Source organism: Microbacterium hominis NBRC 15708, assembly GCF_001592125.1.
GTDB classification, from domain to species: Bacteria; Actinomycetota; Actinomycetes; order Actinomycetales; family Microbacteriaceae; genus Microbacterium; species Microbacterium hominis.
The window spans coordinates 637,913-658,990 of the sequence record NZ_BCWI01000001.1; the positions used below are offsets into that span (position 1 = coordinate 637,913).

The 21,078-nt window shown below is 71.2% G+C and carries 21 protein-coding genes; 5 read left to right on the plus strand and 16 right to left on the minus strand.

What is annotated here, in order from left to right:
- Nucleotides 1-32 precede the first annotated feature (32 nt).
- The 3 genes from MHO01S_RS03115 to smc are packed head-to-tail and all read right to left on the minus strand — an operon-like array spanning nucleotide 33 to nucleotide 4,998.
- The gene (locus MHO01S_RS03115) at nucleotides 33-533 is read right to left on the minus strand and encodes a DUF2004 domain-containing protein (RefSeq protein WP_060958471.1); all 501 of its coding nucleotides are present in this window, start codon (nucleotides 531-533) and stop codon (nucleotides 33-35) included.
- Between the two features lie 48 nt (nucleotides 534-581).
- Complete coding sequence (gene ftsY / locus MHO01S_RS03120) at nucleotides 582-1,454, minus strand: signal recognition particle-docking protein FtsY (RefSeq protein WP_060958470.1); 873 nt, start codon at nucleotides 1,452-1,454, stop codon at nucleotides 582-584.
- A gap of 34 nt (nucleotides 1,455-1,488) precedes the next feature.
- The gene (gene smc, locus MHO01S_RS03125; protein ID WP_061781803.1) at nucleotides 1,489-4,998 is read right to left on the minus strand and encodes a chromosome segregation protein SMC; all 3,510 of its coding nucleotides are present in this window, start codon (nucleotides 4,996-4,998) and stop codon (nucleotides 1,489-1,491) included.
- A gap of 392 nt (nucleotides 4,999-5,390) precedes the next feature.
- On the opposite strand from smc, the gene MHO01S_RS16850 reads away from it, so the two are divergent.
- Both MHO01S_RS16850 and MHO01S_RS03130 read left to right on the plus strand, forming a co-directional pair.
- Complete coding sequence (locus MHO01S_RS16850) at nucleotides 5,391-5,522, plus strand: hypothetical protein (RefSeq protein ID WP_255266054.1); 132 nt, start codon at nucleotides 5,391-5,393, stop codon at nucleotides 5,520-5,522.
- 58 nt (nucleotides 5,523-5,580) lie between these two features.
- Nucleotides 5,581-6,666 carry a GNAT family N-acetyltransferase gene (locus MHO01S_RS03130; protein ID WP_060958468.1) on the plus strand — a complete coding sequence of 362 codons (1,086 nt, stop codon included), beginning with the start codon at nucleotides 5,581-5,583 and terminating at the stop codon, nucleotides 6,664-6,666.
- Nucleotides 6,667-6,685: 19 nt separating this feature from the next.
- On the opposite strand, the gene mutM is transcribed toward MHO01S_RS03130, so the two are convergent.
- From mutM to MHO01S_RS03160, 6 genes are read right to left on the minus strand one after another with little or no spacing between them, the layout of a single operon-like run.
- On the minus strand, nucleotides 6,686-7,615 hold the full coding sequence (mutM, locus tag MHO01S_RS03135) for a bifunctional DNA-formamidopyrimidine glycosylase/DNA-(apurinic or apyrimidinic site) lyase (protein ID WP_060958467.1): 930 nt from the start codon (nucleotides 7,613-7,615) through the stop codon (nucleotides 6,686-6,688).
- Nucleotides 7,608-8,300 carry a ribonuclease III gene (gene rnc / locus MHO01S_RS03140; RefSeq protein ID WP_060958466.1) on the minus strand — a complete coding sequence of 231 codons (693 nt, stop codon included), beginning with the start codon at nucleotides 8,298-8,300 and terminating at the stop codon, nucleotides 7,608-7,610. The genes mutM and rnc overlap by 8 nt, the downstream gene beginning before the upstream one ends.
- Before the next feature lie 16 nt (nucleotides 8,301-8,316).
- A complete protein-coding gene (gene rpmF, locus MHO01S_RS03145) occupies nucleotides 8,317-8,526 on the minus strand; it encodes a 50S ribosomal protein L32 (protein WP_005050211.1) in 210 nt (69 codons plus the stop codon).
- Between the two features lie 2 nt (nucleotides 8,527-8,528).
- Nucleotides 8,529-9,077: a YceD family protein gene (locus MHO01S_RS03150; protein WP_060958465.1), complete on the minus strand. Its 549-nt coding sequence runs from the start codon at nucleotides 9,075-9,077 to the stop codon at nucleotides 8,529-8,531.
- 52 nt (nucleotides 9,078-9,129) lie between these two features.
- Entirely contained in the window at nucleotides 9,130-9,627 is a 498-nt protein-coding gene (coaD, locus tag MHO01S_RS03155) for a pantetheine-phosphate adenylyltransferase (RefSeq protein ID WP_060958464.1), read from the minus strand.
- A 43-nt stretch (nucleotides 9,628-9,670) separates the two neighbouring features.
- Nucleotides 9,671-11,848, minus strand: coding sequence for an ATP-dependent DNA helicase RecG (locus tag MHO01S_RS03160; RefSeq protein ID WP_061781804.1), 2,178 nt, complete (start codon nucleotides 11,846-11,848; stop codon nucleotides 9,671-9,673).
- An 85-nt stretch (nucleotides 11,849-11,933) separates the two neighbouring features.
- Between MHO01S_RS03160 and MHO01S_RS03165 the strand changes: the two genes are divergently transcribed.
- Entirely contained in the window at nucleotides 11,934-12,539 is a 606-nt protein-coding gene (locus MHO01S_RS03165) for a 1-acyl-sn-glycerol-3-phosphate acyltransferase (protein ID WP_060958578.1), read from the plus strand.
- A gap of 21 nt (nucleotides 12,540-12,560) precedes the next feature.
- Nucleotides 12,561-13,118, plus strand: coding sequence for a 16S rRNA (guanine(966)-N(2))-methyltransferase RsmD (gene rsmD, locus MHO01S_RS03170; protein WP_060958462.1), 558 nt, complete (start codon nucleotides 12,561-12,563; stop codon nucleotides 13,116-13,118).
- A gap of 44 nt (nucleotides 13,119-13,162) precedes the next feature.
- On the opposite strand, the gene thiL is transcribed toward rsmD, so the two are convergent.
- Nucleotides 13,163-14,143, minus strand: a complete 981-nt coding sequence (gene thiL / locus MHO01S_RS03175; protein ID WP_061781805.1) for a thiamine-phosphate kinase — start codon at nucleotides 14,141-14,143, stop codon at nucleotides 13,163-13,165.
- Nucleotides 14,144-14,165: 22 nt separating this feature from the next.
- On the opposite strand from thiL, the gene MHO01S_RS03180 reads away from it, so the two are divergent.
- Nucleotides 14,166-14,645, plus strand: coding sequence for a DUF3515 family protein (locus tag MHO01S_RS03180; protein ID WP_060958460.1), 480 nt, complete (start codon nucleotides 14,166-14,168; stop codon nucleotides 14,643-14,645).
- Between the two features lie 33 nt (nucleotides 14,646-14,678).
- Here the strand turns inward: MHO01S_RS03180 and MHO01S_RS03185 are convergent, their stop codons facing one another.
- The 6 genes from MHO01S_RS03185 to leuC form a co-directional block, all read right to left on the minus strand.
- Nucleotides 14,679-15,761 carry a D-alanine--D-alanine ligase family protein gene (locus tag MHO01S_RS03185; RefSeq protein WP_082734051.1) on the minus strand — a complete coding sequence of 361 codons (1,083 nt, stop codon included), beginning with the start codon at nucleotides 15,759-15,761 and terminating at the stop codon, nucleotides 14,679-14,681.
- Complete coding sequence (locus MHO01S_RS03190) at nucleotides 15,661-16,773, minus strand: NAD(P)H-dependent glycerol-3-phosphate dehydrogenase (RefSeq protein ID WP_060958458.1); 1,113 nt, start codon at nucleotides 16,771-16,773, stop codon at nucleotides 15,661-15,663. The genes MHO01S_RS03185 and MHO01S_RS03190 overlap by 101 nt, the downstream gene beginning before the upstream one ends.
- 13 nt (nucleotides 16,774-16,786) lie before the next feature.
- On the minus strand, nucleotides 16,787-17,572 hold the full coding sequence (locus MHO01S_RS03195) for a lysophospholipid acyltransferase family protein (RefSeq protein ID WP_060958457.1): 786 nt from the start codon (nucleotides 17,570-17,572) through the stop codon (nucleotides 16,787-16,789).
- Entirely contained in the window at nucleotides 17,569-18,927 is a 1,359-nt protein-coding gene (gene murA / locus MHO01S_RS03200; protein WP_060958456.1) for a UDP-N-acetylglucosamine 1-carboxyvinyltransferase, read from the minus strand. The genes MHO01S_RS03195 and murA overlap by 4 nt, the downstream gene beginning before the upstream one ends.
- 76 nt (nucleotides 18,928-19,003) lie before the next feature.
- Nucleotides 19,004-19,600 (minus strand): 3-isopropylmalate dehydratase small subunit, encoded by a 597-nt coding sequence (leuD, locus tag MHO01S_RS03205; protein WP_060958455.1) that lies wholly within the window; start codon nucleotides 19,598-19,600, stop codon nucleotides 19,004-19,006.
- A 1-nt stretch (nucleotide 19,601) separates the two neighbouring features.
- Complete coding sequence (gene leuC, locus MHO01S_RS03210; RefSeq protein ID WP_082734050.1) at nucleotides 19,602-21,071, minus strand: 3-isopropylmalate dehydratase large subunit; 1,470 nt, start codon at nucleotides 21,069-21,071, stop codon at nucleotides 19,602-19,604.
- Between the last annotated feature and the right edge of the window lie 7 nt (nucleotides 21,072-21,078).

Genomic DNA, 21,078 nt, shown 5'->3' on the forward strand with positions numbered 1-21,078 from the left:
CGGCCAGGGCGTAGCGGCTCGCGGGCGGGGGGTCAGTCGGCGCTCGTGACCGACTGGACGTCGCCGTCGCTGGTGAGGTTGACCAGAAGCACCTCGTCGGTGGCGTCCGGGTCGAGCGCGTACTCGAGCACGGCGAAGGGGTCGGAACCGCCGTGCTCGTCGGCGAGGATCGTCATGCTCACCAGCTGCAGCGAGCGGATGATGTCGATGTGCACGTCGCCGGAGATGTCGACGAGCACGTCCTCGAGGTCGTCTCCGAGGGTCTCCTGCTGTTGCAGCAGGTACTCCGTCACCTCGCTCGTGCGGTCGTCCAGCTCCGCCACCATGGCGTTCCGGGCCTGCAGGTCGATCTGCTCGAGCGCGTTGATCATGGCCGCGGCGACGTCGAGCGCGGCCGCGGACACGTCGTCCTGATCGGGCGCCGTGAGGTCCACCGTCACGCGCTGATCCGCGAAGTCGACCACCTCGGACCAGAAGATCGATCCGTCGGGCCCGGACTCCAGCAGTCCGAAGTAGTCGTGCTCGATCGCCATGTCCCTATGCAACCACCCTCGGCGCCCGTGCGCGACCCCGCGGCGTCATCAGTCGACGAGCGCGGCGGCGAAGACGTGCGGCGTGAAGCCGGTGAGGTCTCCGATGCCTTCGCCCTGTCCCAGGAGCTTCACGGGGATGCCGGTGCGCTCCTGCACCGCCAGCACGAACCCGCCCTTCGCGGAGCCGTCGAGCTTGGTGATCACCAGTCCCGTGACGCCGGCGTGCTCGAGGAACGCCTCCGCCTGCATGACGCCGTTCTGTCCCGTCGTGGCGTCGAGGACGAGGAGCACCTCGCTGATGGGGGCCTGCTTCTCGATCACCCGACGGATCTTCGTCAGCTCGTCCATGAGGCCGCCCTTGGTGTGCAGGCGTCCCGCGGTGTCGACGAGCACGATCTCGGTGCCGTGGGCCTTCGCGTAGTCGATCGTCTGGAAGGCCACGGATGCCGGATCCTGCCCCTCCTGCTGCGGGCGGACGATCGTCGCTCCCCCGCGTTCGGCCCACGTCGCCAGCTGGTCGACGGCGGCGGCACGGAAGGTGTCCGCCGCGCCGACGACGACGGAGCGTCCGTAGCGCTGCAGGAACTTCGCGAACTTGCCGATCGTGGTCGTCTTGCCCACGCCGTTGACGCCGACGACGAGCACCACCGCCGGGCGCTCCGTGAGCCGCAGCGTCGTGTCGAACTTCGCGAAGTGCTCTTCGAGGGTCTCCCTCAGCATCCGCTGCAGATCGCGCGGGTCGGTCGTGCGGAAGCGGTCGACCTTCTCGTGCAGTTCGTCGATGATGCGTTCGGTGATGTCAGGGCCGAAGTCCGCGGTCAGCAGTGCCGTCTCCAGGTCGTCCCAGGTGTTCTCGTCGATCGTGGGCTTGACGAACATGCCGCGCAGAGCGCGACCGAGCGACCAGGGATTCTCCGCCATGACTTCAGCCTAGATGCCCGCGCGGCGCACGCCGTCAGGCGCTCTCGCGCTCGCGCACCCGCTGGCCGACGACGGCGGAGACGCCGTCCTGACGCATGGAGACGCCGTAGAGGGCGTCGGCGATCTCCATCGTGCGCTTCTGGTGGGTGATCACGATCAGCTGGCTGGACGCGCGGAGTCGTTCGAACACGCCCAGGAGCCGGCCGAGGTTGGCGTCGTCGAGCGCCGCCTCGACCTCGTCGAGGATGTAGAACGGGCTGGGCCTGGCCATGAAGATCGCCGTCAGGAGCGCCACCGCGGCGAGCGAGCGCTCACCGCCGGAGAGCAGCGACAGGCGTTCGATCTTCTTCCCCACGGGGCGTACGGCGACCTCGATGCCGGTCGTGAGCGGGTTGTCGGGGTCGGTCAGCGAGATGCTCCCGGAGCCTCCGGGGAAGAGGATCGGGAACACCTCGCCGAACGCGACGCGGGTGTCCTCGAACGCCGCGACGAAGATCGTCTGCATCCGCTCGTCGAGCTCGGCGATGATCGTCTGCAGATCGGAGCGCGTCTGCACCAGGTCGGCGAGCTGCTCCGTGAGGAACGCATGGCGCTGCTCGAGCGCCGCATACTCCTCGAGCGCGAGCGGGTTCACCCTGCCCAGCTGCACGAGCTTGCGTTCGGCCTCCTGGAGGCGCTTTCGCTGCGCGGCACGGTCGTACGTCTCCGGCGGTGCGTCATCCCCGGTGGGGATCGGCACGTCGGGACCGTATTCCGCGACGAGAATATTCTCGTCCAGGCTCAGTTCGGAGGCGACCCGCTCGAGCAGGCTCGTCACGTGGAGGCGCTTCTCGTGCATCTGGAGCTCGAGGCCGTGGACGCTCTCGGTGAGACGGCTGAGGCGTTCGCGGACGGTCGCCTCCTCCGCCCGGAGGGTCGTGAGCTCCGCGGTCAACGCGGTGCGCGCCTGCTCGGCGAGCTGCAGCTCCACGCGAGCCTGCGTCACAGACCGGTCGACCGAGTCGAGCACGGGAGGCAGCGCGTCGGCGACGTCGGCGGCGAGCTCCCGCTGCGCACGGCGGATCACGGCGCGACGCGCGGCCTCTGCCGCCGCGGCGCGCTCCCGCTCGCGCTGACGCACCAGCTGATCGACGCGGGCCTCACCCGCCCGTACCCGTTCGCGGAGCGTCTCGACGTCGAGACGGGCACGCATCTCCCGGTCGCGCGCGGCCTCGAGGGCGTCGAGGAGACCGTCGCGCGCGGAGGCGTCGAGCATCGGGCGGGGTGCCTGCTGTGCGCTCTCCAGCGCGTCGTTCGCCGCACGCGCCGCCTTCTCGGCATCCGCGACGGCGGCCGACGCCTGCGCGAGGCCCGCCTCGAGGCGTTCGCACTCCGCGACGGCCGCCTCGTGGCGCACCGTCGCACGATTGACCTGCTCGGTGTGGGCGGCGAGGGCGGCGTCGTGCTCCCTGAGGCTCTGCAGCGCGTCGCGGGTGCGGGTGCGCGCCGCGTTCCACCCGTCCTGCGCCTCGGCCAGGGCTTCGCGCAGCGAGTCGGCGACCACGGTGATCTCCGACAGGCGCTCCGCGGCCGCGTCGCGCTCGGCGGCCAGCTCCAGGCGGGACCGGCCGGCGCCCGACCCGGCCCGCATCGTGTACTCGGTCACCACCTCGCCGAGACGGGTGACGACGGTCACGGGCAGACCGCCGTTCGCCGCCGCCAGAGCGCGTCCGGCGGCGTGCGCGGAGTCGAGGTCCTCGACGATGGCGACCCTCGACAGGATGCCGAGGATGCCGTCGGGGGCGGTGACGACGTCCCGGGCGCTCACCGCCGCGATGCCGGCGACGGCCAGAGCGGATCCGGCGGAGAGATCGGCGACGGCGATGTCGACCCGCCCGAGATCGGCGGCGCCCGCGGCACGCGCGAGCGCGACGGCCGCTTCCACGTCGTCGACGAGCACGCCCTCGGCGAGGGCGCCGAGGGCGGCCGCGATCGCCGCCTCGTAGCCCGGGCGCACCTTCACGTCGTCACCGACGAGGCCGCGGATGCCGGTGCCACCGCGGGCGATGAGCTCGGCCGCGGCGTTGCGCACGTCGAGCGCGCGCCCGAGAGCCGCGGTCTGGGCCGTGAGCGACTCGCGCTCCCGCTCCGACGCGTGCAGGCGCTCGCGCAACGCGGTCACCTCGTTCTCCGCCGTCGTCGCGTCGCGCTGCGCACGCTCGTACGCGGCGGTGTGCTCGGCCGAGGAGCCTTCCGCGGAGAGATCGGGATCCACCCCGGCGAGCACCTCGGCCGCCTCCGATCGCCGCGCGAGCGCCGCATCCAGGGCACGCTGCTGACGCTCGACCGCCGCGCGCACGGCGTCGAGGCGAGACGCGGCGGCATCCGCGGCACCGCGCAGCTTCGTGAGACGCATGTCGTGGGCCGAGACCAGAGCGCTCTGCGCGGCGATGTCGGCGTCCAGCGCGTCGAGCTCGGCGCGGGCGCGCATCACGTCGCGCGCCGCCGCCTCCGCGGCATCCTGAGCACCGCCCAGGCCCGCGGAGATCTCGTCGATCTCGGCGCGCGCCTCATCGATCGCGGACTGGCTGACGGTCGCCACCTCGATGCCGAGTGTGCCGTCGTCCTCCAGGAGCGCCAGCCGCTGGCCGGCCAGGGAGAAGAGTCCGCGCAGGCGCTCCTGCACGCGTTCGAGGCCGAAGGCGACGGCCCGGGCGCCGTCGACGGCCTCGGAACGCTGCTGGGCCTCCAGCGCGTCGATCCGCAGCTTCAGCTGCTCGGACGAGTCCTGGAGCACGAGCCGCTCCGCGCTGCGTTCCTGCTCGTTGCGGGCGTGGTCGGCCAGCTGCGCCCGCAGCCCCACGAGTTCGTCGGCGAACAGGCGCGCCTTCGCGTCACGCACGACCGCGGCGATCGTCGCGGCCTCTCGGGCGATCTCGGCCTGCTTCCCGAGCGGCTTGAGCTGCCGGCGCAGCTCGCCCGCGAGGTCGCTCAACCGCGTCAGGTTCGCTTCCATCGCCTCGAGCTTGCGGAGCGTCTTCTCCTTGCGCCGGCGGTGCTTGAGGATGCCCGCGGCTTCCTCGATGAAGCCGCGCCGGTCCTCCGGACTCGCCTGCAGCACGCTGTCGAGCCGGCCCTGGCCGACGATGACGTGCATCTCGCGTCCGAGCCCCGAGTCGCTGAGCAGCTCCTGCACGTCGAGGAGGCGACAGCCGACCCCGTTGATGGCGTACTCGCTCGTGCCGTTGCGGAAGAGGGTGCGGCTGATGGTCACTTCGCTGTACTCGATCGGCAGCGCGCCGTCGCTGTTGTCGATCGTCAGCTGCACCTCGGCACGGCCGAGGGGTCCGCGGGTGGAGGTCCCGGCGAAGATGACGTCTTCCATCTTGCCGCCGCGGAGGGTCTTCGCCCCCTGCTCGCCCATCACCCAGGCCAGGGCGTCGACGACGTTCGACTTCCCCGACCCGTTGGGGCCGACGATGCAGGTCACACCGGGCTCGAGTGCGAAGGTGGTCGGCTGCGCGAACGACTTGAAGCCCTTGAGCGTCAGGCTCTTCAGGTGCATTCGGGCGTCCTCCAGGGGTGGGTGTGCGAACCACGCTATCGGAACGACACGCGAACGCCGGCTTGACGCGCGACGAGAACAGCCGCTATCGTCACAGATCGCGTCTGAAGTCGAGAAAGGAGGTCCCCGACATGATTCGTTTGAACGCCACCGGCAGCGCCGCATTCGCGATGCGCGCCCTTCCGTTCCGTGAGCCGACGGGGACCGTCTCCTTCGACGCCTTCCGCGGCGTCTGCTGACGCGAACACAGGAGAACTCCGCCCGCCACGCGGGCGAGAGCGACCTCGCGCAGTCCTCCGGCACCGACGTCCACGTTGCGTGTGCCCACCGCCGTAGCCCGGCCAGACACCTGCCCTCGCGCGCATCTGCGCGCACTCACCGAAAGCACCACGATGCATACCTTCATCGCGTCGGTTCTGCACGCCAACGATCCCGAACGCCGCCGCATCCGTCTCGCCGAGCGCGAGCGCGAGCAGCGCGAGCTCGAATGGCAGCGCCGCCGACAGATCCTTCCGTATCTCTGACCCGCGCCCGGGGGCGACGACGACCGTCGCCCCCGGCCCTCACCACCAAGGAGAGAACATGACCACCACCGCCGCGGGGCTCCGCTTCCGCCCCTTGAACGTCCCGACATCGATGAGCGGTGACGACGCTGCCGACTTCCGCGAGTTCACCCGGGTGCGCAACCTCGTCTACCGCGAGATCGCCGGCAACGACGACGACGCGCTGACGCCGGAGGAGCTGCTCCCCCACTACCAGCCGGATCCGGACGAGATCCGCATCGCCTGGATGGCGCTGTCCGACGGCGAGGTCGTCGGCCGTGTCGGCATCGACATCCCGCTCGAGAGCGGGTCGCGCAACGCCTTCTGGCTGGTGGAGCTGCTCGCCGCGCACCACGGGCGCGGCATCGGTTCCGCCGGCTACGCGCTCATCGAAGAGGCGGCGCGCGCACACGGGCGCACCGTCCTGCAGTCGTGGGCACAGCATCCCGACGCCGCGGGCGAGCGCCTGCAGGCGCCGACCGGGTTCGGCTCGATCCCGAAGGACCACGCGGCGCGCTTCTACCTGCGCCACGGCTACGCCCTCGAGCAGATCGAGCGTCAGAGCGAACTCGATCTGCCCGCGAGCGACGCCACGGTGGCCCGGCTCCTCGACGAGGCGGCCTCGGCGTCGGCGGGCTATCGCGTCGTGCAGTGGCAGGCGCCGACACCGGCGGAGTACGCCGAGGGGTTCGCCTGGATGAAGTCGCGCATGTCCACGGACGCCCCCAGCGCCGATCTCGAGTTCGACGAGGAGGTGTGGGATGCCGAGCGTCTCGCGCGTCACGATGCGAAGTACGCCGAGTCGGGTCGCATCAAGCTCGTGACCGCTGCCCAGCACATCGGCACCGGCGCGCTCGTGGCCTTCAACGAGCTCGTGCTCGGCACCGATCCGACCGGGCCCAGCCACCAGGAGGATACCCTCGTGCTCCGTGAGCACCGGGGACACAAGCTCGGTCAGCTGGTCAAGTGCGCCGGTCTGCGGACCTGGCGCAGCGAGATCGCCCCGGCATCCCCGAAGGTCATCACCTACAACGCCGAGGAGAACCGGCCGATGCTGGACATCAACGAGGCCATCGGCTTCGTGCCGGTGGCCTACAACGGGGCGTGGAAGAAGGTGCTCGCGTGAGTCGCCGGGTCGGCGCCGCTCATCGCAGCGGCGCCGACCCGGTGGGGCGCTGGCACCGCGGACAGTAGTGGCTGGACCGGTTCATGAACGAGTCCCGCACGATCGGGCGGCCGCACCGCGGACACGGCAGGCCGTCCCGGCCGTAGGCGTTGAGCGAGTGCGCGAAGTAGCCGGCCTGGCCGTTCACATTGACGTACTGCGCGTCGAAGCTCGTGCCGCCTTCCGCGAGCGCCTTCAGCAGTACCGCGCGCACCTCGGCGAACAGGCGGCGCACCGCGCGGACGCTGAGGGCATCGCCCGGCGTCTCGGGATGGATGCGGGCCGCCCACAGCGCCTCGTCCGCATAGATGTTGCCGATGCCGCTGACCACGGTCTGATCCAGGAGGATCCGCTTGACCGCCGAACGCTTCGCGCGCACCCGGGCGATGACCGCGGCCTCGTCGAAGGCGTCGTCGAGCGGATCGCGGCCGATGTGGACCACCTGCGAGGGGACGAGCGCCTCGTCGCTCCCCCATCCCCCGACGCGCCCGTCGGCCGTGGGCACCAGATCGTCGATCGCCAACGAGCCGAAGGTCCGCTGATCGGCGAACACGACGGCCAGGTCGCCGTGATCCGGGTGATGGACGTCCAGGCGTACCCGCTCGTGCCGTTCCACCAGGGCACCGGATGCCCGGAGAAGCATCTGTCCGCTCATCCCGAGGTGGGCGATGACGGCGCCGCGAGGGGCGTCGTCGGCGGACGCCGGAGCCAGCGGCATCCAGAGGAACTTGCCGCGTCGCGCGACGCCGGTGATCAGGCGGCCGGTCAACGCGCGTTCGAAAGAGCCGGCATCGCCGTCGTGACGCGTCAGCGCGCGGGCATCGCGCGCGTCCACCGCGACGATGCGCGCCCCGACCACCGCCGGTGCGAGACCGGCGCGGACGACCTCGACCTCGGGAAGCTCAGGCACGTTCGCTGAGCGTGCGCCACAGGGTGAGCGCCGCGGCCATCTCGGCCTGCTTCTTGCTCGATCCCGCTCCTCGGCCGGCGGTGTCTCCGACGGACACGGTGGCGGTGAAGACGCGGTTGTGGTCGGGGCCCTCGGCCGCGATCTCGTAGACCGGGGGCGTGAGCCCGAGACGCGCGGCCAGTTCCTGGAGGCTCGTCTTCGGGTCCATCGCCGCGCCGTACCGGTCGGGATCGGCCATCAACGGCTGCACGAGCCGCAGCACGAGCGCGGTGGCCGCGTCCGGACCCGCCGAGAGGTAGGTGGCACCGATGACGGCTTCCATCGTGTCGGCGAGGATGGAGTCCTTGTCGCGTCCGCCGGTCTGGTCCTCGCCGCGGCCCAGGCGGAGATGCCCGCCGAGCCCGATACCGCGCGCGACCTCGGCCAGGGCGACCGTCGAGACGACGCTCGCCCGGCGCTTGGCGAGGGCGCCTTCCTCGAGGTCGGGGTGCGCGACGAACAGATGCACCGTCACGGCCTGACCGAGGATCGAGTCGCCGAGGAATTCGAGCCGCTCGTTGTGCGGCACGCCGCCGTTCTCATACGCGAACGAGCGGTGCGTGAGCGCAACCGACAGAAGCTCGGGGTCGATGTCGACCCCGAGCTTGTCGGTGAGCACACGGTGCTCGATCACGGCATCCGCCATCAGATGGCCGCCGCGATCAGATGTCGGCGACCTTGCGGCCCTTGTACTCGAGGAACAGCTCGGTGCCCTGCGAGTCGGTGACGACCTTCGCCTGGTGCGGGCGGCTGTAGACGACCTTGCCGTTCTCGACGGTCTTGACGAGCGTGGGGGCCTCGGCCTTCCACTGCGCGCGACGCGAACGAGTGTTGGAGCGGGAGACCTTCCGCTTCGGGGGGTTACCTGCCATGGCTAGCTCTTCTCTGTGTCGGTGACGACAGGGCGCGGAGCCTCGTCGTCAGGGTCTGGGGTGAGGGCCTTCAGCGCGGCCCAGCGCTCGTCGATCGGGATCTCCGGCGCGGTTCCTGCGGCCAGCTTCTCGCCCGTGACGGGGTCGAGCCCCGGGCAGTCCGGCTGGCACACCGGCTGGAACGGAAGCGAGAGGACGATCGCATCCCTGACCGGAGTTTCAAGATCCACGTGGTCGTCTTGAACCTCGAAGTCGATCGCTTCCGTGCCAGGATACCCGAAGAGCTCCTGAATCTCGACTTCGACAGGCTGGACGATGTCGGTGAGGCACCGCCCGCAGACGCCGGAGTACGCGGTGTCGATCTCCGCCGTGACGAGGATGCCTTCGTGCACCGACTCCAGACGCACCGCCAGATCGATGGGCTCGCCCTGCGCGATGGAGACGAGTCCTTCGCCCCATTTCGCCGGTGCGGGGACCTCGACGTCGAACTCACGCATCTCTCCCGCGCGATGGGCGATGTCCCGGACGGGGAAGACGAACGGACCGCTCACATGCTTTCTGACCACCACGCAATGCTAGTCGTCCGTGCGCCCGAGAGGGCCGTCAGCGCTCCCCCGCGCCCGTGTCGAGGAAGCGCGCGACCGGCCCGGGCACGAACGGCGACACGTCTCCGCCGAGGGCGGCGACCTGACGCACCAGCGAGCTCGATACCAGCGCGTGCGCGGGATCGGGCAGCAGGAAGACGGTCTCGATGTCCGCGAGGTGACGGTTGACGATGGCCATCGGGGTCTCGTAGGCGACGTCCACCTGCGAGCGGATCCCCTTCACGAGCACGCCGGCGTCCACGTCCTGTGCGTAGTCGACGAGGAGTCCGACACTCCAGGACGCGACGATGACGTCACCCTCTACGCCCTCCTCGGCGATGGACTGCTCGAGCAGGCTCAGCCGCTGCGCGATCGGCAGCATCGCCTCTTTGCCCGGATTGTGCACGACCAGCACGTGCAGCTCGTCGTAGAGGGCCGCGGCGCGGCGGATGACGTCGAGATGACCGAGGGTCGGCGGATCGAAGGAGCCCGGGACCACCGCGATGCGGTTGTTCATGCGGATCAGCCTAGCGGCGGGGCCCGGGGAGCCTCCTGAGGACTCAGCTCTTGGACAGCGCGGCGCGTTCCTGCTGCCCGACCCGGCGTTCGATCGCGGCGACCAGTCCGGGATGCCGGGAGAGCGTCGGATCCTCGGCCAGGACGTCCTCGGCGGCGGAGCGCGCCGAGGCGATGAGATCGGCGTCGGCGACCACCCTCAGCAGCCGCAGCGACGTGCGCGCGCCGGACTGAGCGTCGCCGAGGACATCGCCCTCGCCGCGCAGTTCCACGTCGACCTCGGCGAGCAGGAAGCCGTCGGTCGTGGCGGCCACCGCCTCGACCCGCGAGCGCGCGGGCGTTCCCTCCGGAGCCTCCGTGACCAGCAGACACAGGCCCGGCACCTCGCCGCGGCCCACGCGTCCGCGCAGCTGGTGCAGCTGGGAGACGCCGAACCGATCGGCCTCCAGGATGATCATCGCCGACGCGTTGGGCACGTCCACGCCGACCTCCACGACGGTCGTCGCGATGAGCACGTCGATCTCGCCGCGCGCGAAGGCCTGCATGACGGCATCCTTCTGCTCACCCGGCATCCGTCCGTGGAGGATCTCGACGCGCAGCGCGTCGAACGCGGGGATGCCCGCCAGGAGCGCGGCCACCTGGACGACGCCCCACCGCGTGCGGGGCTGCTCGCCCTCGACAAGCGGCGCGCCGGCGGGAGCCTCGTCCGCGGCATCCCGCGCCTCTTTGCCCGTGGCCTCGGCGTCGATCGCGGCGCACACGACGAACACCTGGTGGCCGGCTGCGACCTCCTCCGCTGCCCGCTCCCACACGCGCCCGAACCAGCCCGGCTTCTCGGCGAGAGGCGCGACGTGGGTCGCGATGCCGGCACGGCCGCTGGGCATCGTGCGGATGGTCGACACGTCGAGGTCGCCGAAGACGGTCATCGCGACGGTACGGGGAATCGGCGTGGCGGTGAGGACGAGCACGTGGGGCGCGGTGCCCTTCGCGCGCAGGGTCTCCCGCTGCTCGACGCCGAAGCGGTGCTGCTCGTCGACGACGACGAGCCCGAGATCGGCGAAGGTCGTCGACGCGCTCAGCAGCGCGTGCGTCCCGACGACGATCCGCGCCTGCCCCGATGCCACGCGCAGGGCCGCCTTGCGCCGCTCCGCGGCGGGCAGCTGACCGGTCAGCAGCGTCGGCATGAGCTCGGGGGCGAGTCGGGGTCCCAGCATCCGTGCGATCGAGCGCACGTGCTGAGCGGCGAGCACCTCTGTGGGCGCGATGAGGGCCGACTGCCCCCCGGACTCCGCGACCTGCAACATCGCCCGAAGCGCCACGAGCGTCTTCCCCGATCCGACCTCGCCCTGCACGAGCCGGTTCATCGGCCAGTCGCCCTCGAGGTCGGCGGCGATGCGGTCGCCGACGGAGAGCTGGTCGGGCGTGCGTGGGAACGGCAGCCGTTCGTCGAACTCGGCGAGCAGCCGCCCGGGGCGCCGTGCCGTCGCCGCCATCCCCCGCACGGCCTCGCGCTGCTGCAGCAGCGCCGTCTGCAGGACGAAGGCCTCGTGCATGCGCAGGGTGCGGCGGGCGTCGTCGATCTGCTCGAAGCTCTCGGGGGCGTGGATGCGGCGCAGCGCCGCATCCGCCTCCAGCAGTCCCTCCCGGCGGCGCAGCGGCTCGGGAAGCGGGTCGGCCACCCCCGCCAGGCTCTGCAGCACGACGCCGACCGCCTTCTGCACCTGCCAGGTGGCCACCGTGCTGGTCGCGGGGTAGATGGGGATGGGCGTGTGCTGCTGTGCCTGGGCGTTCAGACGGGCCGTGTCCACGTCCTCGAAGAGCGTGTAGTCGGGGTGGGCCAGCTGCTGGTGGCCCTGGAACTGTCCGACCTTGCCGGAGAACATCCCCTGGCGACCGACCTGGAGGTCGTTGGCGCGCCACGCCTGGTTGAAGAAGGTGAGCGTCAGCGCTCCCGCCCCGTCGCTGATGACGACTTCCAGGAGCGAGCCGCGGCGCTGACGCATCTGCCGCGACGACACCGAGCGCACCTCCGCGACGATCGTCACCTGCTCCCCCAGCGGCAGCGAGTCGATCGGCGTCAGCTCTCCGCGACGGGCGTACCGGCGCGGGTAGTGGGTGAGCAGATCGGCCACCGTGATCATGCCGAACGCACGCTCGAACAGCTTCGCGGTCGGGGCCCCCAGCGCATCGACCAGAGCGGTGTCGAGCGTGAACGCGGGCATGCACCGAGTCTATTCAGGCCCGCCGACGCCGACCTCGGCCCGCCGCGCTCGGCGGGAGCACAGCCCGCGCCCGTAGAGTCGCGTGGTGCTCCGACGCTTCCTCTCCCGACTCTTCTGGCTGTGCAGCCGGTGGCGCCTGCGATCCACACCCGCCCCCGCGCGGCCGACGGTGCTCATCGGCGCGCCCCACACCTCCAACTGGGACTTCGTCTTCATGCTGGCGATCTCGTGGCGCCTGGGCATGCGCATCCACTGGCTCGGCAAGGACGCGCTGTTCGCCGGCTGGAGGGGGCCGCTCATGCGGGCGCTGGGCGGCATCCCCGTCGATCGCACCGATGCGGGTCGCGTCGTCGAGGAGATCGTCGCCCGCATCCGTGCCGGTGAGGTGTTCGGGCTGGTCGTCACGCCCGACGGGACGCGCGGAGCGAACGCGTATTGGAAGAGCGGCTTCTACCGCATCGCCCGGGAGACGGGCATGCCGCTGACCCTCGGCTACGTCGATCGCACGACGATGACGACCGGGCTCGGTCCGACCGTGGAGCTCACCGGTGACGTCGCGAGCGACATGGACCGCATCCGCGCGTTCTACGCCGACAAGGCGGGATTCCGCCCCGAATGGCGCACCGAACCGCGACTGCGCAGCGAGGACGACGGCGCCGCCGGCGAGCGGGCCGACGCGCCCGCGGCGTGAGGTGCCCGTTAGGGTGAAGCCGTGACGCGCATCATCTCCGGCCGCGCCGGCTCGCTGGCTCTCGCGGTCCCGGATGCCGGGACACGACCCACCAGCGACCGCGTGCGCGAATCGCTGTTCGGCGCGCTCGACGCGGCCGATCTGGTCGCCGGGGCGGCGGTGCTCGACCTGTACGCGGGCTCCGGTGCGCTCGGTCTCGAGGCGATCAGCCGCGGCGCCGCCTCGGCGGATCTCGTCGAGCGCGCGCCCCGCGCCGCCGCGGTCGCCGAGCGCAACGTGCGCGCCGTCGCGAAGGCCGTGCCGGGGGTCTCGGTACGCGTGCACCGTTCGTCGGTCGACGCGTTCCTGCGGGCGAGCACGGCCGCGTTCGATCTCGTCTTCCTCGATCCTCCGTACGATCTTCCCGACGCCGAGCTGAGCGGCGCGCTCGACGCGCTGGCTCCGCGCCTGTCGGCGGATGCCGTGGTGATCGTGGAGCGGGCGACACGGTCGGGAGCGCCGACGCTCCCCGCCTCGCTGGTCCCCGAGCGCGACCGCGCCTACGGCGACACCACGCTCTGGTGGGTGCGACCGGCCTGACCACGGCCCGCTCCCGGGGCCCGATCCCGTGGCACTCGCCCGGGCTATCCCCGTCCGGCGTCCCAGTCGCGGTGGGGATCCCATCCGCCTCTGCCGCCGGGGAGGGCGCCGCCGACCGTGACGACGCCGTCGCCGGCCGTGACGCGGCCGATGCGCCGGAAGCCGTCGGGCAGGTCGGCTCCCGCCCCGAAGCACGCCAGCAGGGCGTGATCCTCACCGCCGCGCAGCGCCATGTCGTCGAGGGTGTCGTCGAGGTCGATGCTCACGCCCGAGGCGTCCGCCATCCGTGACGCGTCCAGCAGCAGACCATCCGACACGTCCATCATGGCGGTGGCGCCGGCACGGGCCGCCACCGGTCCGAGAGCGATCGGCGGCCGCGGACGCCGTTGCGCCTCGACGTCGGCGCGTTCGGCAGGAGTGAGGGCCGCGGCATCCACCGCGATGGGCCGCCCGCGGTCGTCGCGGAAGCGATCGAACAGCAGCGCGAGTCCTCGGCCCGCCGCCCCCAGATCACCCGCGACCGCGACCACGTCGCCGACGCGCGCGCCGGAGCGTCGCACGGGCGCCGCACCGTCCAGCACGCCCAGCACGGTGACCGCGATGCTCAGGGTGTCGGATGCGGCCAGGTCGCCGCCCTCGACGGCGCACCCCGGGGCGAGGTCGTCGCACGCGGCGCGCATTCCGCGCGCGATGTCGGTGACCAGCTCGGCCGTCGTGTCGTCGGGGAGCATGAGCGCGACGAACAGCGCGGTCGGACGGGCGCCCATCGCGGCGATGTCGGAGAGGTTCACGGCGGCCGCCTTCCACCCCAGGTCGAAGCCCGACGACCACGCGAGACGGAAGTCGGGACCGTGGACCAGCGTGTCGGTCGAGACCACGACCCGCCCGTCGTCGACGCGGAGCACCGCGGCGTCGTCTCCGGGGCCCACGACGGCCCGGGACGACCCCTCGAAGACCCCCAGGATGCGTCGCAGGAGCTCGCGTTCGCCGAGGTCGCGCACGGTCTCGGTGGGAGGCGGGGTCATTCCTCCACGGTAGCCTGGAGGGGTGCCTGCTTCGCGTCCGCTCGTCATCTCGGCGACCGCGGTGCTCGCCGTCGCGGTCGCCCTCGGCGTCACCGGGTGCAGCGCCACCGTGTCGATGACCCCGGCCAAGAGCGCCAACGACCCCGCTTGCGCCGCGGTCACGGCGCGCCTTCCCGCGACCGTCGACGGCCAGGAGCGCCGGTGGACCGACGCCCAGGCGACCGGAGCATGGGGCTCCCCCGCGAGCGTCCTGCTCACGTGCGGACTCGCGGCGCCGGGCCCGAGCACCCTGGTCTGCCAGACCGTGGACGGCATCGACTGGCTCGTCGACGACGCGGAGGCGCCGCACTACCGCTTCACCACGTTCGGCCGCACGCCGGCCGCCGAGGTCTATCTCGACTACGACCTCGTGAGCGGCCGCGATGTCCTGAGCGCGCTGTCGTCGGCGGTGCAGCAGCTGCCCACGGACGGCCGATCCTGCACCGACCGCCCGACGTCCTGAGCGTCGATCTCCCGCTGCGGGGCTCGCGCCCGCTCAGTGCACGCGGGCGAGGTCGATCAGCTCGCTGATCAGCTCCGGGTAGCTCATCCCCGACGCGATCCAGCACTTCGGGAACATCGAGATGGGCGTGAAGCCGGGCATCGTGTTCACCTCGTTGACGAAGAACTCCGTCCCGGTGAAGAAGAAGTCCACGCGCGCGAGTCCTTCGCCGCCGACCGCCTCGAACGCGCGCACCGCGATGCGCTGCATCTCGGCGAGCTCGCCCTCTCGAAGGTCGGCGGGGCACACGAGGTCGATGCCGGGGGCATCCAGGTACTTCGCGTCGAAGTCGTAGAACTCACGGCCGCTGATGACGATCTCACCGGCCACGCTGACCCGCGCCGGCTCGCCGTCGCGGCCGGCCAGCACACCGCACTCCACCTCGCGACCCACGACGGCCTGCTCGACCAGGACGGTGTCGTCCTCGGCGAAGGCCGTCGCCAGCGCGGCGTCCAGCTCTGACCAGTCGGAGACCCTCGAGACCCCGACGCTCGAGCCCGCGCGGGCGGGCTTCACGAAGGCGGGCAGGCCGAGCGAGCGGATGCGGCGGTGCCAGAGATCGTGGTCGCGCGCCAAGTCGCGCTCCGTCACCGTGACCCACGGCACGACCGGCACGCCCGCGGCCTTCAGGACGCTCTTGGTCGTGTGCTTGTCCATGCCGATCGCGGACATGAGCAGGCCCGCGCCGACGTACGGCAGATCGAGCAGCTCGAGGAAGCCCTGGATGGTGCCGTCCTCGCCGAAGCGGCCGTGCAGGATCGGGAAGACCACGTCGATCGGACCCAGCGAACGGATGCCGTCGGCATCCTGGACCTTGAGCTCGCGCGAGCGGACGGAATCCGGCCAGACGATGCGCGTGCCGTTGTCGACCACCTCGGGCAGGTGCCCGGGGTCGAGGGCGAACTTGTCGGGGTCGTCGTCTTCGAGGACGAAAGCACCCTCGCGGGTGATGCCGATGGGGATGACCGCGAAGCGGTCACGGTCGATCGCCCGCAGCACTCCCCCCGCCGTGGCGGAACTGATCGAATGCTCGCTGGAACGCCCTCCGAAGAGCACCGCCACTACCGCTTTGTCCATTCTGGGTCCTCTCGCCCGTCGGCTTGTCGTCGTCGGTGGTCAGGTGGGGCGCGATGTCGCGCGGGTTCATCGTGCCGTCCAGGACCATCTTGACCTGCTCCACGATCGGCATGTGCACACCCGACTCCCGCGCGAGCTGCAGCACCGGGGCGACCGACGCGAGTCCCTCGGCGGTCTGGTTCATCTGCTTCACGACGTCCTGGAAGCTGTAGCCCTGGCCCAGCAGCCGGCCCGCGGTGTTGTTGCGGCTCAGCGGCGACTGGCAGGTCGCGATGAGGTCGCCCAGGCCGGCGAGCCCCTGCAGGGTCTCCTGCTGGGCGCCCTGCGCGACCGCGAAGTCGGTCATCTCGACGAGACCCCGCGTGATGATCGAGGCCTTCGTGTTCTCGCCGTAGCCGACGCCGTCGACGATGCCGATCGCGACGGCGATGAGGTTCTTCAGCACGCCGCCGAACTCCGTGCCGATGACATCGGTGTTGACGAAGGTGCGGAAATAGTCGTTGCGGGCGCGTCGGGCCACCGCTTCGGCCGTCTCCCGGCTCGTCGAGGAGATGACGGCCGCGGTCGGCTGCTCGCGCGCGATCTCCAGGGCCAGGTTCGGCCCGGATGCCACGGCGATGCGCGTCGGGTCGCAGTGCAGCTCCTGCTCGATGACCTGGCTCATCCGCAGACCGCTGCGCTTCTCGACGCCCTTCATCAGCGACACGATCGGCGCGTCGGAGTCGGCGACGAGGGGGCGCACCGCTTTGAGGTTCTGGCGGAGGGCCTGGCTGGAGATCGCGAGGTACACCTGCGACGCCCCCTCGAGCGCCTCGGACAGGTGCGTCGTGGCGGACATGGCGCGCGGCAGGTTGATCCCGGGCAGGTACTCGCTGTTGCGGTGGCCTTCCTGGATCTCCTGGGCCAGCTCGGCACGACGAGCCCACATGACGACGTGCGCTCCCCCGTCGGCGAGCACCTTGCCGAACGTCGTGCCCCAGCTGCCCGAGCCGATCACGGCGACCCGGGGCATCGCCGACTCGCCCCTACGACTCAAGGCGACCCGTCTCGTTCTGCCCGTGGGCGGCCGGGTTCCAGCGCTCGGCGGGGGGCTCCTCGCCGCGCAGGGTGCCGAGGAGCGCGGCGACGTCGGCCATCACGGCATCCGTGGCCGCGACGAGGTTCGCCGCACCCATCGCGCCGGCGCCGGTGTAGGCGGAGAGATCGGTGGCGGGACCCAGCGCCAGCCGCACGCGACGCCGCGGTGGCCAGAGGCGGAGCTTGCCGTAGCGCGGGAGGATCTGCTGCACGCCCCAGGTCGCGGCCGGGATCACGGGGATGGGCTCCGCGGCGGCCAGAGCCAGGCGCACGGCCCCGGTCTTGCCGCGCATCGGCCACATGTCCGGGTCGCGGGTGAGCGAGCCTTCCGGGTAGACGATGACGCCGCGGCCGTGGGTCACGAGGTCTTCGGACTGCTGCAGCGTCTGCTTCGCCGCCGCGGACGACGACGACCGGGCGACGGGGACCATGCCGGTCGCCCGCAGGGCGGCGCCCAGGACGGGGACGCGGAACAGGCTCTCCTTCGCCATGAACCGCGGAGCGCGGCCCATGCGCCACGTGCCCACCGCCAGGATCAGCGGGTCGAACTCGCTGTAGTGGTTGGGGGCCAGCACGTACGGCCCCTCGGCGGGCAGGTGCTCGGCACCGGTGATCTCGATCTTCGCGAACCATCCGACGGCCGGCACGATGAGTGCGGCGAGCGGCCAGAAGGCGCTGGGCCGCGTCTTCTCGGCGGAGGCGCGTCGCCGCGCGGGACGGGCCACGCCGGTCATCCGACGACGTCGAAGTCGGCGCCCAGCGCCGTCAGCTTCTCGAGGAACTTCTCGTAGCCGCGGCGGATGATGTCCACCCCCGCGACGCGCGAAGTCCCCTCCGCGGCCAGCGCGGCGATGACGTAGCTGTAGCCGCCGCGCAGGTCGGGAACGACGACGTCGGCGCCGTGCAGCGGCGTCGGGCCGGTGATCACGGCGGCCTGCTCCAGCGCGCGGCGCGGAACGCGGCGGTCGGCGCTGGCGATGCCCTCGGGGTGCACGACGATATCGGCGCCCATCTTGTTGAGGGCCTGCGTGAAGCCGAGACGGTTCTCGTAGACCGTCTCGTGAACGGTCGAGACGCCCTCGGCCTGCGTGAGCGCGACGATGAGGGGCTGCTGCCAGTCGGTCATGAAACCGGGGTGGACATCGGTCTCGACGACGACGGGCTTGAGCGCACCGCCGCGGCGGAAACGGATGCCGTCCTCGTGGATGTCGAAGTCGCCGCCCACCTTGCGGAAGACGTTGAGGAAGGTCAGCATCTCCTGCTGCTTCGCTCCGCCGACGAAGATGTCGCCGTCCGTCGCCAGCGCCGCGCAGGCCCAGGATGCGGCCTCGTTGCGGTCGAAGATGCTCCGGTGGTCGTAGCCGCGCAGCGACTCCACACCCTCGATGAAGATGACGCGGTTGGGCTCGTAGGAGATGATCGCGCCCATCTTCTGCAGGACGGCGATGAGATCCATGATCTCCGGCTCGATGGCCGCGTTGCGAAGCTCGGTGGTGCCCTTTGCGCGCACGGCCGTCAGCAGCACCTGCTCGGTCGCTCCCACGCTCGGGTACGGCAGGGCGATGTTCGCCCCGGAGAGCCCGTTCGGAGCGGAGAGGCGGATGCCGCTGGGCAGCTTGTCCACCGTCGCGCCGAAGGCGCGCAGCGCGTCGAGGTGGAAGTCGATCGGACGGTCGCCGATGCGGCATCCGCCGAGGTCCGGGATGAAGGCCTGGCCGAGCAGGTGCAGCAGCGGTCCGCAGAAGAGGATCGGGATGCGCGACGCGCCCGCGTGGGCGTCGATCTCCTCCATGTGCGCCGAGACCGCTCCGCGCGGATCGAGACGCAGGACGCCGTCGCCGTCGTCGGTCACGGTCACGCCGTGCACCTCCAGGAGCGATCGCACGACCTGGACATCGCTGATGTCGGGTACGTCGCGCAGCACGCTCTCGGTCTCGCCGAGCAGCGCCGCGACCATCGCCTTGGTGGCGAGGTTCTTGGCGCCCTTCACCTCGACGCGTCCGGTCAGCGGCCGCCCGCCCCGGATCTCGAGGACCGAGCCCTCGCCTCCGGCGGGTGTCGACGCCGAAGCGCTCAGGAGGGTGTTCATGGATCGAACCTCACATCGTGTGTCGAGGACGGGAAAGGAGAGGGGCGGGCATGCCCCGATCGGGGGCGGGTCCGTCCTAGCGGACCGGCAGCGTCCGGGGGCGCCACGCCTCGCGGCGCGCCTCGAACTGCGCGATCCTGTCCTCGTTGCGCAGGGTCAGCCCGATGTCGTCGAGGCCTTCGAGGAGTCTCCACCTAGTGTAATCGTCGATCTCGAACGAGACCCGGAGCTCGCCGATCGTCGCGGTGCGCTCGACGAGGTCGACGGTGATCTCGGCGCCCGGACGCGCGTCGATCTCGGCCCAGATCGCCTCGAGGTCGGCCTCGGAGATCACGCCCGTGACCAGGCCCTGCTTGCCTGCGTTGCCCCGGAAGATGTCGGCGAACTTCGGGCTCAGCACCACCTGGAAGCCGTAGTCGCGCAGCGCCCACACGGCGTGTTCGCGGCTCGACCCGGTTCCGAAGTCGGGACCCGCGACGAGCACCGAGGCGTGCGAGAACGTCGGCTGGTTCAGGACGAACTCGGGGTCCTGTCGCCAGTTGGCGAACAGTGCGTCCTCGAAACCGGTCTTGGTCACCCGCTTGAGGTACACCGCGGGGATGATCTGGTCGGTGTCGACCGCCGAACGCTTCAGCGCGGCGGCGACGCCGGTGTGGGTCGTGAACTTCTCCACGTCAGGCTCCAATCCCGGTCGTCGCGCGCTCCGCAGGTGAGTCGATACGGGGCAGATCGGACGGACTCGCGAGGCGGCCCAGCACCGCGGTGGCGGCGGCCACGAGCGGCGACACGAGGTGCGTGCGCCCGCCCTTGCCCTGACGGCCCTCGAAGTTGCGGTTGCTGGTGGAGGCGCAGCGCTCGCCCGGGGCGAGCTGGTCGGGGTTCATGCCCAGACACATCGAGCACCCCGCGAACCGCCACTCGGCGCCGAACGCGGTGAAGACCTTGTCGAGGCCCTCCGCCTCGGCTTCCAGGCGCACGCGCGCCGAGCCGGGGACGACCATCACCCGCACGTGCTCCGCCTTCTGACGCCCCTCGATGACCGACGCGAAGGCGCGCAGGTCCTCGATGCGGCTGTTCGTGCAGGAGCCCATGAACACGGCATCCACCGCGACGTCCTTCAGCGGCGTGCCGGCGGCGAGATCCATGTACTCCAGCGCACGCTCCGCGGCCGCGCGCTCGTTCGCGTCGGCGAAGGATGCCGGGTCGGGAACGACGTCCGACAGCGAGACGCCCTGCCCGGGATTGGTGCCCCAGGTGACGAAGGGCTCGAGCTCGTTCGCGTCGAGGAAGACCTCGGCGTCGTAGACGGCGCCCTCGTCGCTCGGCAGCGTGCGCCAATAGGCGACGGCGTCGTCCCAGTCCTGGCCCTGGGGGGCGTGCGGCTTGTCCTTCACGTACGCGAACGTCGTCTCATCGGGGGCGATCATGCCGGCGCGTGCGCCCGCCTCGATGGACATGTTGCACATCGTCATGCGGCCCTCCATCGACAGCGACCGGATGGCGCTGCCGCGGAACTCGAGCACGTAGCCCTGGCCGCCGTTCGCCCCGATCTTGGCGATGATCGCGAGGATGATGTCCTTCGCGGTGACCCCGGGCTTCAACTCGCCCTCGACGGTGATGGCCATCGTCTTGAACGGCTTCAGCGGCAGGGTCTGCGTGGCCAGGACGTGCTCGACCTCGCTCGTGCCGATACCGAAGGCCATGGCACCGAACGCGCCGTGCGTCGAGGTGTGGCTGTCGCCGCAGACGACGGTGATGCCGGGCATGGTCAGGCCCAGCTGGGGCCCGACGACGTGGACGATGCCCTGTTCCTTGTCGCCGAGCGAGTGCAGGCGTACGCCGAACTCCTCCGCGTTGCGACGCAGGGTCTCGATCTGCGTCCGGCTCGTCAGGTCGGCGATCGGCTTGTCGATCTCGAGCGTCGGGGTGTTGTGGTCCTCGGTCGCGATCGTGAGGTCGAGTCGCCGCACCGGGCGGCCCTCCGCACGCAGGCCGTCGAAGGCCTGCGGGCTCGTGACCTCGTGCACCAGGTGCAGGTCGATGTAGATCAGGTCGGGCTGGCCGTCCTCGCCCTTGACCACGAGGTGGTCGTCCCACACCTTCTCGGCGAGGGTCCGCGGGCGGTCGGGAATCGTCATGCTCATGCTGTCT